Below are 13,107 nucleotides of genomic sequence, written 5' to 3' on the forward strand. Positions count from 1 at the left end.
TCCTTCTCCCCGTCACTATACGGGGAGAAGTGCCCGGCAGGGCGATGAGGGGCGGCGCCGATTTCGGCGATGGTGGTCTTCGCCTCAAGTCGAAGGTCATTGGTCTGGGCGATTGCCCTGGCCTCGCCCAAAATTGTCCATTCTTGAGGTATGACATGCATGCCAGGGCGTGGGCCGCGCCTTGGGCAATCGTGGCTTGGGGGCAATCATGCGATCTTCCGTTCTAACCCGTCGTCTGGCCGTGCTGGCCATCATTCTGGCCGGCGGCATCCTTGGGGCCGTTCCGGCGCGGGCCGATGGGCCATCCTTCGACTGCGCCAAGGCAAGCCTGCCGGCGGAAAAGGCGATCTGCGCCGATCCGCAGCTGTCGGCCATCGACCTGTTGGTCGCCAAGGCGTTCAAGGATTTCGAGCCGGCGTTCGGCGGCGACAAGCGCAGGATCGCCCGAGGGCTGATTGCCGACCGCAATGCCTGCAAGAGCGACACCGCCTGCATCGTCAGCGCGCTGAACAACGCACTGCAAACCTATGGCGCCGCGCCGCCATGGGTGCAGGACTACAACATCGCGCTGATCGGCAAGAAGGCGCTGGAAGCCGCGGCGCGAAACCCGAAAGAGACCGATCAGCCGCTGCCCTCGGCAATCGGCCAATGCGCCTCCACCCATATCAAGACGCTGACCACGCGGCTTGGCGACGATCCGCTGGAAACGGCCAACCCGGATGGCGGCAGCGCCGCGACATTCACCAATGACGGCGGCGCCGTCTCCTACGATCGCGACCCTGGCCTGGCCGCCTCGAAGGTCGGCGACGCGGCCGTCATGTGCCTGATCTCGATTCCCAGGGACTGCCCCAAGCACGATGAGCGCGGCCGCGTCTACTACGGCATCGATCTCGCCATCAAGGCGTCGTGGGCGCTGCCGGACTCGGAGCATATGTGCGGCGGCGCCTGAATGCCGCTTCGTGTTCCGCGTGGCGCTGCCCCTCACCTGCCTGCCGGCATCCTCTCCCCGTATAGTGACGGGGAGAGGGGCGCTCTCATCGCCGGTTTCGCCCATCACCAGCGTTGCAAGACGAGCGCCGTCGTTGCGGTCAGCCCCTTCTCCCCGTCACTATACGGGGAGTTGAGGAGTGGTCCGCGTAGCGGACGAAAAAGCCAATTGCTTGGCTTTTCGAACGACGAACGCCCGGCAGGGCGATGAGGGGCGTCGCCGACCTCCGCAATTGGTGGTCTCCACCGCAAGTCGAGCTTGTCATTGGTCTGGAGCGACCACCTGCACCATCCTGCCCCTCCCCTTGCGTCAGTCTCGCTTTGATGGCTGACTGCGGCCCATAGGCGCCGCATGGGGGATGGGCATGGCGACGGCGAAGCACGTGCTGAAGCGCATTTTGATGATGTTGGCCGGCTACCTCGTATCGGTGCTGGTCGGCTTGATCGCTGTCGTGGCGATCTACGCCGCGCTCAGTTCCCTACCCAACGCGCCCGCCTATTTCGACGTCATGGGCGTCTCGCCGATCGCCGTCCTTGTGGTTCCGCCGCTCGGCATGTTCGTCTATTTCCTGACGATTGTCGTGACCGCACTGCAGACGCTCATCTTCGCGCTGATTGCCGAACTCTTCTCGTTGCGCAATTTCCTGCTGCACATGTTTTTTGGCGCCGCGGCCGCCGCCGGCGGGTTCTTCCTGATCTGGCCAAGTTCAGCGGAGGACATGGACCCCGAGCGCTGGGCCGACATCGGCATCATCGCCGCCGCCGGCCTTGTCGCCGGATTGGTCTATTGGCTGATCGCCGGACGCGACGCGGGTTTCAGGCGCCCGCTGTTCGAGCTCGGCTGAAACTGTTTCAGCCGACGCGCTCTAGAAGCCGAGAAAGGCCGTCGCTCAACTCGACGGCGAGCGCACCGCCTCGGTGGCGTCCAATGCCTGCTTGAGCCGAGTGTCGCGATCGTAGACGTCGCCGAAATATTCGACCTTGCCGGACATATCCGGCCAGGCGGTGAAATAGGCGACATAGACCGGGATCTTGCGCGTCACATCCTCGGTCGAATGGCCGTGCTTCAGCTTCTCGGCGATATCGTCGACCGAGGTGCCGAGCACGGCGGCCGCCATGCCGCGCGGATCCTGCAGGCGCACGCAGCCATGGCTGAGCGCGCGCATATCCTGCTGGAAGAACGATTTCTGCGGCGTGTCGTGCATGTAGATCGCGTGCTTGTTGGGGAACAGGATCTTCAGCTCGCCCAGCGCATTGGCCTCGCTCGGCTGCTGGCGCACGCTGTAGGGAATGTTGGCGCCATACGCGCCCCAGTCGACCGCCGACGAAGGGATGCGCTTGCCGCGCGAATCGGTGACCTCGTAGCCGGCCCGGTCGAGATAGCCGGGATCGCTGCGCAGCCGGGGCAGCATCTCGTTGACGATGATCGACTGCGGCACGCCCCAATAGGGATGGAAGTCGACCTGCTTGATCTGGTTGTAGAAGAAGGCGGTCTGGTTGGTGGTCCGGCCGACAACGACACGCGTCTTCAGCTTTTCCTCGCCATTGTCGATGTAGCTCGCGGTGAAGGCCGGCTGGTTGATGAAGACACGCGGGCTGCCGAGATCGGAAGGCAGCCAGCGCAGTTCCTCCAGCGCCACCTCAACCTTCAGCAACCTGTCGGCCTTGGACGTTCCGGCCAGCGTCGCGACGGTGCGCGGTCCGATGACGCCGTCGCCCTTCATGCCGGCTTTCTTCTGCACGGCTTCGATCACCGGAACCAGTTCCGGGACATAGACTTCGCTGGTGGCCAGCCTCGCCAGGGTCTCGCCATAGGCGCCACCCATCTCGTCATCGAGATTGCGGGCGATCAGGGTCAGCAGCTTCGGCAGTTCGGGACTGGTTTCGCCCGGCTTCAGCAACAGCTTGGGGTCGACGACGATCTCGTTCTCGGCGCTGGCCTGCAGGGCTTCCAGTTCGACGCGCAACGCCTGGTATTCCGCATTCTGAGGATGCCGAGATTCGAGATAGGTGCGCACTTCCTGGGTATGCGCCAGTGTTTTCAGCACGCCTTGCAAGTCGAGCGGCTTGGCCGGGAAATCATAGTAGCCGGTCATGCGGTTGGGCTCGACGCGGCCGCTCTGGGCATCATGGGCATACCGCAGCACGCGGGCCGAGAGCGCCATCTCGAAGCGGACGAGCTCTTTCAGCTGTGCATTGGCGTCGGCCGGCGAGGCGCTGGCGGCAGGCACGTTGACCATGTAGTCTGCCGGCTCGAGGCCGTAGCTCGATGCCTCGCCCAGCACCCGCACCGCATCCTGCGCGCGGCTGTTGAGGCCCGTGCCCGTCACCCAAATGAAATCCGGATTGGCCGAGTAGTAGGCGATCAGCGCCTTGGCGATATCGGGCTCGGCATAGAGTTCGTAGTCGCTCAAGCCGGCAATCGCGTCGTGGAACGCAGCCCCCGTGGCCGATGGCACGAAAGCGGCATCCTGCGGGGCCGCCGGCATTGGCGCCGCGGTCAGCGCCGAAAAGTCGATGCGCACCAGCCGATCGGCCTTGTAGGTGTAGTAGGACGGGCTGCTGATTTTTACGCCGCCGCCACCCGGCACTTTCGGCTTGTGCTTGGGCGGCGCGGGTGGAAACTCACCTTGCGGCTCGTGCCTGACGCCACCTCCGAAAAGCATGTCGAAGAGCCCTTGCGCGCCTGCCTGTGGCACACCGAAGGCCAGCGTTGCCGAGATCGCCACCAGCGGCATCACGGTTGCTTTGTTTCGGAGGAATTTCATGAATCACCCGCCCGGTTGTACCCGGTTCCCGTTCCGCACCGTTAAGACGATCTCGCTCACCGCATGGCGGATGTAAGGCGCGACTATACTGATTCATACTGATTTCGTTAAGCTTCCATAAATTTTGGAACGCTTGTTGCAGAACGGTTTCACAACATCGTGACGGCCGGAGCGAGGTGTCTTCGCTCCGGCCCGGGGAAATCCTCCGGGGATCAGGCGTTGGCGCCACCGTCGATGGTCAGCGCCGCGCCGGTGACGAATCGGCCTTCCGGTCCCGCGAGCCAGGCGACCATGCCGGCAATGTCTTCGGCTTTGCCAAAGCGCGGCGTTGCCATCTTCTGGCGCTGGTGTTCGGCGTGGGGGCCATCGGCCGGATTCATGTCGGTGTCGGTCGAACCGGGGTGGACGACATTGGCGGTGATGCCGCGCGGGCCGAGGTCGCGCGCCAAGGCCTTGGTCAGGCCGACCAGCGCCGCCTTGCTGGCCGAATAGGCGCCAAGACTGGTGTCGGTCACCCGCTCGGCAAGATTGCTGCCGATCGAGATGATCCTGCCGCCCTCTCCCATATGCACTGCCGCCGCCTTCGAGGCGATGAACGGCGCCCTGAGATTGATCGACATGGTCTCGTCGAAATCGGCGAGCGATAGGGTATCGATGGGTGCGGCACGCCAGATGCCGGCGCTGTTGACCAGGATGTCGAGCCGGCCGAACGCGGCCACGGCGTCTTCGACGGCCTTGTCTATGGCCGCTGCGTCGCGGTTGTCGGCCTTGATGGCGATGGCGTGGCCGCCCTTGGCCTCTATCTCGGCAACGACCGAGCGGGCCTGCTCCTCGCCATGCACATAGGTCAGCGCGACACTGGCGCCGTCGGCCGCAAGCCGTTGCGCGATCGCCGCACCGATGCCGCGACTGCCGCCGGTGACGAGCGCGGCCTTGCCGTTCAAGCTGCTGGATGACATCGATTTCTCCTTTTTGTAACGTTCGATACACAAATATCTGTCAGCCTTGCCCAGCCACGTCAACTGAATTATGTATCGATCAACACAGAAAAGAGCGTCATGCCTGAACGAGGCCGCCCCCGCACCTTCGATCGAACCGCAGCCTTGCGCCGGGCGATGGAGGTTTTTTGGGCTCGCGGTTACGAAGGCGCATCGATGAGCGAGCTGACCGCCGCCATGGGCATCAACTCGCCCAGCCTCTACGCCGCCTTCGGCAGCAAGGAGGCGCTGTTCCTCGAGGCGACCGATTTCTATTCGCGCACCGAGGGTGCCGACATCTGGATGGCGCTTGAGGAAGCGCCGACCGCGCGGCAGGCGATCGAACAATTTCTATGCCTGACGGCGAAAGCCTACGCGCAGACCGATCGCCCGCAGGGCTGCCTGATAACGCTCGGCGCTTTGCACCAGGACTCCAGCCGCGGCGCGATCTGCGACGATCTGCGCCGTCGGCGCGCCGAAAATCATTCCGCCCTGCGCACGCGTCTCGAACGCGGCGTTGCCGAAGGCGAACTGCCGGTCGGATTCGATTGCAGCGCTGCCGCCACCTTCTACGCCACGGTCCAGCACGGCATGTCGATCCAGGCCCGCGACGGCGCCTCGCATTCGGCGCTTCTGGCAACCGTGGCCGGCGCGATGGCGGCGTGGCAGACGATGGTCGGCACGGACAGAGCGTGACAAACGCCGGCCATTGTGCTGCAAATCCAGACAGCCAGCCGGTCGGGAGGACAAGCCTGTGAAAAAAGGGTATCGCGAACTGCTGGATGAGGCGAATGCCGAGATCGAGGTGGTGTCGCCGGAGGAAGCGGCCGGGCTGCTTGACGATGAAGACACCATCTTCGTCGACCTGCGCGATCCGCGCGAGGTCGAACGCGACGGCAAGATCCCCGGCGCCAAGCATGTCACCCGCGGCATGCTGGAATTCTGGATCGACCCCGATAGCCCCTATCACAAGCCGTTCTTCGCTTCGGGGAAGAGCTTCGTCTTCTTCTGCGCCGGCGGCTGGCGCTCGGCGCTGGCCACCAAGACGGCGCAGGACATGGGACTATCGCCGGTCAAGCACATCCTTGGCGGCTACACCGCCTGGAAGGCGGCCGGACTGCCGGTCGAGCCCGGCGGGAAGAAGAAATAGCCTCGATGGCCGTTCAGTGCAGCAGCGACGGCTCGCGATGCTCGCCGACGAAACCGACCGCGCGTCCGACCACGCCCTTGTCGGCAAGGATGCGGCGGTGGCCGAGGCCGTCAGCCCAGTAGAGCCGCACATGGCCGCCGGCACCGGCATAACGTGTTGCATGGTCGGCCGGAACTTCACGGTCGTCGGGTGCGTGGATGACCAGGGTCGGCACCGGCGCATCGGCGAGCTGGCGGTCGCCGGTGAATTCGTGCAGCGGCCGGCCGGAAAGATGTTCAACACGGTCCGCCATGGCGGCCTGCGAGCGAGGTCCGACATTGAGCATGCGGCTGAAGTCGGCGAAGATCGCCGGCAGGGAACTGGGCGCCGCGATCAGCACCAGGCGTCCGGCCACCAGCGGCGGGATGTTCTTGACCGAACCGGCGAGGGCATTGGCGGCGACGGCGCCACCGAAGGAATGGCCGACAACAGCCACGAATGGGCCGAACCATTGGCCGGCGACCCGAACCGCATCCACGGCATTGACCATGTTCAGCCGTCGGCCCTGCGACTGGCCGTGGCCAGGCAGGTCAAGCGAAACCACCCTGTAGCCGGCCGCGCGATAGCCTTCGATCAGCGCACGCATATATTCGGTGCGCGAACGCCAGCCATGCACGACAAGCACCGTGCCGGCGGCCGCCCTGCCCGGCTCCGGCCGGAATTCGTGCACCATGACGCAGCCGGTCGCGGTCTTCAGCCGATGATGGCGTGCCTCGGTCATGAACGCGGCCGCACGGTCGACGGCGCGGCGCTCGCCATCGCTGAGCATCTTCACATTCGGCGTGCGGCAGAACAGTTCGAAAGCCGCGCGTCCGGTCAGGCGCGGCGCAATACGCTCAGCCGCACCAAACACCCGCCGGATGACCTTCAGCCCGATTGATGCCATAGTGAGAATCCATCCATACGTTCAAGCATGAACATAATAGTTCAAAGATGAACAATAAACAAGAGTTACCTTGGGACAACCCGCGTTTTCGCAACTGGGTCGCAGTGGCGCGCGCCTGCCATGTGCTTGAACGCACGCTGGCGACGAAACTGGCGCCGCTCGACCTGAAGCCGGCGCAGCTCGACGTGCTGATGAACCTCTATCGCCACCCCGGCATGTCGCAGCACGACCTTGCCCGCAAGCTGCTCGTCGGCCGCTCCAACATCACCATGCTCCTGCCGCAGTTGGAGGCGCGTGGCCTGCTGCGCCGCGAAGGCGACGAGAAGGACAAGCGCATCCTGCGGCTTGCATTGACCGAAGCCGGCGAGGCGCTGCTGATGCAGGCGCTGAAAGTGCACATGGCGCTGATCGAGAAGGCGATGAGCCAGTCGACACCGGAACAATGCGACATGATCGGCGAGCAGATGCGCAAGATCTATGATGTGCTGAAAGACGCCTAGAGCCGGATGATTTCAGGTCGGATCGACCTGAAATCTGAATCCGCCTCTAAATCAAAGAGATAGAGCATGATGTCGTCCGAAAACCGCTTCACACTTTTCGGCATCATGCTCTAGCCCTTTCAGCCCCGAAACCTACCACATCGTCTTCTTCGCCCGCTCCGGCCATTCCTTGTCGTAGGTCTCGCCGTCGATGTTCCTGCGGCTGGTGATTTCCAGGATCTGTCCGGGCGTCGGCAGCGACTTCGGGTCGACATGCCTCGCCGGGTTCCACAGCTCGGAGCGGACAATGGCGCGGGCGCATTGGAAGTAGACCGTATCGATATCGACGACCGTGACCGAGCGCGCCGCCTTGCCGTCCACGGTGAACGACGCGCACAGCGCTGTATCCGTCGTGATATGGGCCCGACCGTTGATGCGCAGCGTCGTGCCGGAGCCCGGCACGAGAAACAAAAGACCGACGCGCGGGTCGCGGATGATGTTTTTCAGCGAATCGGCGCGGTTGTTGCCGCGACGGTCCGGCATCATCAGCGTTTTCGGATCAACGATGCGCACGAAACCGGCGAGATCGCCGCGCGGCGAACAGTCCAGGCCCTCTGGTCCGCTGGTTGCCAGCGCGACGAACGGCGAGGCCTCGATGAAGGCTGCGTATTCCGGAATGACGTGATCGAGTTCCTTGACCAACGAGGCTTCGCCAGGAACGCCATAGAGTGCCTCGATCTGCTCGACCGTGGTGATGACCGACATCTTCCTCGTCTCCAAACCTTTGCCGGCGCTACCCCACATCGACGACGTTTTGACGACAGCGACGGCCTAGCGATCCCGGCTCAAACCCTTTTCAGCAAGCTCGGCGAGATAGGCATTCCAGCGCTCGTCCTTTTCGTGGCCGAGCGTGTGCAGGTAATTCCAGGTGAAGATGCCGGTGTCGTGGAAATCATCGAAGGTGATGCGCACCGCGTAGTTGCCGACCGGCTCGATCTTCAGGATCGCCACATTGCGCTTGCCGGGGACCGTCACCCGCTGGTCCGGCGAATGGCCCTGCACTTCGGCCGATGGCGAAGCGACACGCAACAGCTCTGCCGGCAGTTCGAACGGCCGATGATCGGGAAAGGTGACCGACAGCAGTTTGCGGTCCTTCGAGACCCGGAGTTCCCTGGGTGCGGTCATGATGTTCGATCCCGTGGCAATCCACCCTTCCCTACGCTGCTTCGCCGGAAGGGAAAAGGCCGTTGAGGTGAGCCGACATGCGATGTCGGCCAGGGAATGTTACCAAAGATCGAGAAGCGGTATCTTGAATGGCAGGCCGGATCGTATCACATAGCGATATATAACGATGCCGCTCACGGCCACGGGAATTGCTTGAAGCATGGACATGATCGATCCTTTTGGGCGCACCATCAGCTATCTCAGGGTGTCGGTCACCGACCGCTGCGACTTCCGCTGCACCTATTGCATGGCCGAGGACATGGCCTTCCTGCCGAAGAAGGACCTGCTGTCGCTGGAAGAACTCGACCGGCTGTGCACGGTGTTCATCGAAAAAGGCGTCAGGAAATTGCGCCTAACCGGCGGCGAGCCGCTGGTTCGCAAGAACATCATGCACCTCGTGCGCCAGCTGTCGCGGCATCTCAAAAGCGGCGCGCTGGAAGAATTGACGCTGACCACCAACGGCTCGCAGCTGTCGCGCTTCGCCGCCGAGCTCGCCGATTGCGGCGTCAAGCGCATCAACGTCTCGCTCGACACGCTCGATGCCGACAAGTTCCACAAGATCACCCGCTGGGGCCATCTCGACAAGGTCATGCAAGGCATCGATGCAGCACTTGCGGCCGGGCTGAAGGTCAAGCTCAACGCGGTGGCGCTGCGCGATTTCAACGACGCCGAACTGCCCGACATGATGCGTTGGGCGCATGGCCGCGGCATGGACCTGACGGTCATCGAAACCATGCCGATGGGCGAGATCGATGCCGACCGCACCGACCAGTACCTGCCGCTGTCGCTGCTGCGCGCGTCGTTGGAACGCCAGTTCACGCTGGCCGACATTCCCTTCAAGACCGGCGGCCCGGCCCGCTACGTGCATGTCGCCGAGACCGGCGGACGGCTCGGCTTCATCACGCCGATGACGCATAACTTCTGCGAAAGCTGCAACCGCGTCCGGCTGACCTGCACCGGCACGCTCTATATGTGCCTCGGCCAGGAGGATGCCGCCGACCTGCGCGCGCCCTTGCGCGCGTCCGAAGGCAATGAGCTGGTCGMCGAGGCCATCGACGAAGCGATCGGCCGCAAGCCGAAGGGCCATGACTTCATCATCGACCGCCGGACCAGCCGCCCCTCCGTTTCGCGGCACATGAGCGTCACCGGCGGCTGATCTTTTCGCGAAATTCATGCAGGATCGCCTCCGGGTCATTGGCTTCGAGGCGGGATATGCTGAGTCGTTCCTCATTTCTGGCGGTTATCGCAACAATTGCAGCGACAAACGCCATTGCCGCGCCATTCACTTACACCAATGAGCGCTTCGGCACCGTCTGCACCTTTCCCAACGACATCTTCACCGACCGCCAGCCCGAGCCGGAAAATGGCGACGGACAGGAATGGCTGAGTGCCGACGGCGCTAGCCTGATCTGCTCGGGGATCCTCAACGTCGACGACGACACGCCCAAGGGGTTCGTCTCGGCTGAGAAAGCCAGTAATGAACCCGGCTACAAGGTCACCTACAGCAAGGCCGGCAAGGACTGGGTGGCGCTGTCGGGCTTGAAGGATGGAAAGATCTTTTACGAGCGACGTCTGTTCGGCCGGGATGGCGTCATCCGAACGGTCTGGATCGATTACCCGCCGGCCCTGAGATCGAAATACGATCCGCTGGTCGGCGCCATCGCCGGCAGCCTCAAGGGACCATGAGCATTTTCGGCCACACCGTGGACAAATCTCCGCACGCGAATGTTCGCCTGATTTACCGGTGGCGTTTTCCCGCTTAGCCTCCGTCTCGTAGCGGTCTTTCGCTCCGGGGGAATACACCATGCGCAAACTTCTTCTTTCGTTCGCATTGCTTGGCCTCGCCACCTTGCCCGCTGCGGCCCAGTCGATCGGCGGCACGTATACGGTCGCCGGCACCAATTTCGACGGCTCGGCCTATGGTGGCGAAGCCACCATCACGCTGACCAGCGGGACGACCTGCGCGATCCATTGGGAGACGGGCGGCTCGTCCTCGGACGGTATCTGCATGCGCAACGACGACGCCTTCTCGGCTGGCTATGTGATGGGCAAGGACATCGGCCTTGTCGTCTACAAGGTCGAGGATGACGGGTCGCTGCACGGCCTGTGGACGATCGCCGGCAAGGAAGGCAACGGCACCGAAATTCTGACGCCGAAGAAATAAGGTCCGCCGCCATGGCAGGCGATATGCTGGGCACCGGACAATCCTGTGGCCCAGCCCTTTGCTGTTGCTGTTTCATGCCCGACTGCTACAGGCTTCATGCAAAGCAGAGCCGGTAGTCATCTTGCCCCTTTCTCCAAACCTTCGCGGCGCGTTGTTCATGGTTGTGGCGATGGCCGGCTTCACCCTCAACGACGCCATCACCAAATACTCGTCGCAATCGATGAACATGGCGCAAGTCATGCTGATCAGGGGAGCGTTTGCCACCCTGTTCGTCGGCTCGCTTGCCTGGCAGCGCGGTGCCCTCGTTCGGCTGCGCTCGATGCTCGAGCCAATGGTGGCGCTGCGCGTCCTCGGCGAAGCCGGCGGCACGGTGACGTTCCTGATCGCGCTCGCCCATTTGCCTATCGCCAGTGTCTCGGCGGTCCTCCAGGCGTTGCCGCTGGCGGTGACGATGGGCGCGGCACTGGTCTTCAACGAGGGCGTCGGTTGGCGGCGCTGGCTGGCCATCGCCATCGGATTTGCCGGCGTGCTGGTCATCGTGCGGCCAGGTTTCGAGGGGTTCAGCGTCTACTCGCTGGTGGCGCTGGCCTGCGTTGCCTGTTGTGCGGTACGCGATCTTGCCACCAAGCGGATTCCCAAGGCCATTCCGACGCTGCTGGTGTCGACCGCCACCGCGTTTGCCATGACAATCCTGGGAGCCGCGTTGCTTTCACCGATGGGGGGCTGGACGCCGATGACGGGAAACAGCACAGCCTTGTTGGCGCTCGCCGCGGTGCTGGTGCTCATCGGCTACCAGTTCATCATCATGGCGATGCGGGCGGGCGACATCTCCTTCATCGCGCCGTTCCGCTACACGGCCCTGATCTGGTCGATCCTGCTTGGCCTGTTCGTCTTCGCCGACATTCCTGACCTGCCGATGATCGTCGGCGCCACGATCATCATCGGCTCCGGCCTCTATGCGCTCTACCGCGAGCGGGTCGTCGGCCGGCGCAAGATCGTCGCCGAAAGCACCGGGCCAAGCATGGTCCCGGATGGAATCTAGCCGGCTCTTGTGATTTCCGACGGCTGGCGTACAGGCTCGGTGGCATGAAGCGAGATGTTGCAGGGATCATTCTGGCCGGCGGCCAATCAAGACGAATGGGCGGTGGCGACAAGAGCCTGTTGCCGCTTGGTAGCGGTCGCGTGCTTGACCAGGTCGTGTCGCGCCTTGGCCCGCAGGTCGCCCCCCTGGCGCTCAGCGCCAACGGCGACGCCACACGCTTCTCACGCTACGAGCTGCCAGTGCTTGCCGACACTGTGACCAGTTTTGCCGGACCGCTTGCCGGAATCCTGACCGGCCTCGAATGGGCCGCCGCCAACACGGCTTGCAAGGCTGTCGTCACCGCTGCCGGCGACACGCCCTTCCTGCCGCTGGATCTTGTCGAACGACTGGCGACAGCCACCGATCAGCGTCCTGGTTCGATTGCCGTTGCTTGCTCGGCCGGCAAGCGCCATCCGACCTTCGCGCTGTGGCCGACGGACTGTCGCGACGCCTTGCGGCACTTTCTGGTCGATGAGGATATCAGGCGGGTTTCGGCCTTCATCGACCGGCATGGATTTGTCGAGGTGGAATTCCCGGTTCCGCAATCCGCAGGCCAACCGGTCGACCCCTTCTTCAACATCAATGTGCCCGATGATCTTGTTCAGGCTGAACGTTTGTTGCGGAGCATGAAATCATGAACAGACGCGTCTTCGGCATCACCGGCTGGAAGAATTCCGGTAAGACGACGTTGACCGAAAGGCTGGTCACCGAACTTGTCCGGCGCGGCTGGAAGGTGTCGACGGTGAAACACGCCCATCATGACTTCGACATCGACAAGCCGGGCGCCGACAGCTTCCGCCACCGGCAGGCTGGCGCCACCGAAGTCGCGATCGTGTCAGGAAACCGTTGGGCGCTGATGCACGAACTGCGCGGTGAGAATGAGCCGACGCTGGAGGCGATCCTGTCTCGGCTCGCACCGTGCGATCTGGTGCTGGTCGAAGGCTACAAGCGCGAAGCCCACCGCAAGATCGAAACCCGACGGCTGGAAGCGAAGGACCGCACACCGCTATCGGCAACGGATCCCAACATCGTCGCTGTCGCCGCCGATTTTGCGGCCGAAGGCGAGCTCTTGCCGGTGTTCGATCTCGACGATGTGAAATCAATAGCCGACTTCATCGAGCGGGACATTGGGCTCGTTGCTTGAGAGCTAACGCTGCGGCAGAATAGCCTTGCCCATTTTTGCGGTTTTGCAGTTGCTTTTTTCTTGGAAAGAGTGGGAGTATCGCGCCAGCGGGCGGTCAAAAGCACCGCCCCACAGAGCCGTTTGGAACGACGGCCGGGACCATAAAGAGAGGACTATCATGCGTATTGCACTGCGTATCGCGCTTGCCGCATCGGCTGCGCTGCTGACG

The 13,107-nt window shown here is 63.3% G+C and carries 17 protein-coding genes; 12 read left to right on the forward strand and 5 right to left on the reverse strand.

Annotation, left to right across the window (positions count from 1 at the left end; genetic code table 11):
• The first annotated feature begins 208 nt into the window (after positions 1 to 208).
• Complete coding sequence (locus ACXJ7R_RS12685; RefSeq protein ID WP_457152131.1) at positions 209 to 949, forward strand: lysozyme inhibitor LprI family protein; 741 nt, start codon at positions 209 to 211, stop codon at positions 947 to 949.
• A gap of 397 nt (positions 950 to 1,346) precedes the next feature.
• Positions 1,347 to 1,832: a hypothetical protein gene (locus ACXJ7R_RS12690; RefSeq protein WP_167392387.1), complete on the forward strand. Its 486-nt coding sequence runs from the start codon at positions 1,347 to 1,349 to the stop codon at positions 1,830 to 1,832.
• A gap of 45 nt (positions 1,833 to 1,877) precedes the next feature.
• Here the strand turns inward: ACXJ7R_RS12690 and ACXJ7R_RS12695 are convergent, their stop codons facing one another.
• Together ACXJ7R_RS12695 and ACXJ7R_RS12700 are read right to left on the reverse strand one after the other, a co-directional pair.
• Complete coding sequence (locus ACXJ7R_RS12695) at positions 1,878 to 3,755, reverse strand: L,D-transpeptidase family protein (protein ID WP_457152132.1); 1,878 nt, start codon at positions 3,753 to 3,755, stop codon at positions 1,878 to 1,880.
• Between the two features lie 212 nt (positions 3,756 to 3,967).
• On the reverse strand, positions 3,968 to 4,714 hold the full coding sequence (locus tag ACXJ7R_RS12700; RefSeq protein WP_457152133.1) for a 3-oxoacyl-ACP reductase family protein: 747 nt from the start codon (positions 4,712 to 4,714) through the stop codon (positions 3,968 to 3,970).
• A 99-nt stretch (positions 4,715 to 4,813) separates the two neighbouring features.
• Here ACXJ7R_RS12700 and ACXJ7R_RS12705 point away from each other — a divergent pair, with 99 nt between their 5' ends.
• Both ACXJ7R_RS12705 and ACXJ7R_RS12710 read left to right on the forward strand, forming a co-directional pair.
• Entirely contained in the window at positions 4,814 to 5,428 is a 615-nt protein-coding gene (locus ACXJ7R_RS12705; protein ID WP_457152134.1) for a TetR/AcrR family transcriptional regulator, read from the forward strand.
• Positions 5,429 to 5,486: 58 nt separating this feature from the next.
• On the forward strand, positions 5,487 to 5,882 hold the full coding sequence (locus ACXJ7R_RS12710) for a rhodanese-like domain-containing protein (protein ID WP_457152135.1): 396 nt from the start codon (positions 5,487 to 5,489) through the stop codon (positions 5,880 to 5,882).
• Positions 5,883 to 5,895: 13 nt separating this feature from the next.
• Here the strand turns inward: ACXJ7R_RS12710 and ACXJ7R_RS12715 are convergent, their stop codons facing one another.
• Positions 5,896 to 6,807 carry an alpha/beta hydrolase gene (locus tag ACXJ7R_RS12715; protein ID WP_457152136.1) on the reverse strand — a complete coding sequence of 304 codons (912 nt, stop codon included), beginning with the start codon at positions 6,805 to 6,807 and terminating at the stop codon, positions 5,896 to 5,898.
• A 47-nt stretch (positions 6,808 to 6,854) separates the two neighbouring features.
• Here ACXJ7R_RS12715 and ACXJ7R_RS12720 point away from each other — a divergent pair, with 47 nt between their 5' ends.
• Positions 6,855 to 7,307 (forward strand): MarR family winged helix-turn-helix transcriptional regulator, encoded by a 453-nt coding sequence (locus ACXJ7R_RS12720; protein ID WP_378916515.1) that lies wholly within the window; start codon positions 6,855 to 6,857, stop codon positions 7,305 to 7,307.
• Between the two features lie 132 nt (positions 7,308 to 7,439).
• Here the strand turns inward: ACXJ7R_RS12720 and ACXJ7R_RS12725 are convergent, their stop codons facing one another.
• Positions 7,440 to 8,051, reverse strand: a complete 612-nt coding sequence (locus ACXJ7R_RS12725; RefSeq protein WP_457152137.1) for a pyridoxamine 5'-phosphate oxidase family protein — start codon at positions 8,049 to 8,051, stop codon at positions 7,440 to 7,442.
• A 66-nt stretch (positions 8,052 to 8,117) separates the two neighbouring features.
• Positions 8,118 to 8,471, reverse strand: coding sequence for a gamma-butyrobetaine hydroxylase-like domain-containing protein (locus ACXJ7R_RS12730; protein WP_095091538.1), 354 nt, complete (start codon positions 8,469 to 8,471; stop codon positions 8,118 to 8,120).
• A 199-nt stretch (positions 8,472 to 8,670) separates the two neighbouring features.
• On the opposite strand from ACXJ7R_RS12730, the gene moaA reads away from it, so the two are divergent.
• From moaA to ACXJ7R_RS12765, 7 genes are all read left to right on the forward strand, one after another.
• On the forward strand, positions 8,671 to 9,666 hold the full coding sequence (moaA, locus tag ACXJ7R_RS12735) for a GTP 3',8-cyclase MoaA (protein ID WP_457152138.1): 996 nt from the start codon (positions 8,671 to 8,673) through the stop codon (positions 9,664 to 9,666).
• 56 nt (positions 9,667 to 9,722) lie between these two features.
• Positions 9,723 to 10,196, forward strand: coding sequence for a hypothetical protein (locus tag ACXJ7R_RS12740; RefSeq protein ID WP_457152139.1), 474 nt, complete (start codon positions 9,723 to 9,725; stop codon positions 10,194 to 10,196).
• Positions 10,197 to 10,314: 118 nt separating this feature from the next.
• Entirely contained in the window at positions 10,315 to 10,674 is a 360-nt protein-coding gene (locus tag ACXJ7R_RS12745; protein ID WP_095091535.1) for a hypothetical protein, read from the forward strand.
• 121 nt (positions 10,675 to 10,795) lie between these two features.
• Positions 10,796 to 11,716 (forward strand): DMT family transporter, encoded by a 921-nt coding sequence (locus tag ACXJ7R_RS12750; RefSeq protein WP_457152140.1) that lies wholly within the window; start codon positions 10,796 to 10,798, stop codon positions 11,714 to 11,716.
• A gap of 44 nt (positions 11,717 to 11,760) precedes the next feature.
• Positions 11,761 to 12,393, forward strand: coding sequence for a molybdenum cofactor guanylyltransferase MobA (gene mobA / locus ACXJ7R_RS12755; RefSeq protein WP_457152141.1), 633 nt, complete (start codon positions 11,761 to 11,763; stop codon positions 12,391 to 12,393).
• Complete coding sequence (mobB, locus tag ACXJ7R_RS12760) at positions 12,390 to 12,899, forward strand: molybdopterin-guanine dinucleotide biosynthesis protein B (protein WP_095091532.1); 510 nt, start codon at positions 12,390 to 12,392, stop codon at positions 12,897 to 12,899. The genes mobA and mobB overlap by 4 nt, the downstream gene beginning before the upstream one ends.
• Before the next feature lie 25 nt (positions 12,900 to 12,924).
• Positions 12,925 to 13,107: hypothetical protein (locus ACXJ7R_RS12765; RefSeq protein WP_457152142.1), on the forward strand; the 183-nt coding region annotated here is incomplete at its 3' end.

The organism is Mesorhizobium sp. P5_C1, assembly GCF_054049815.1.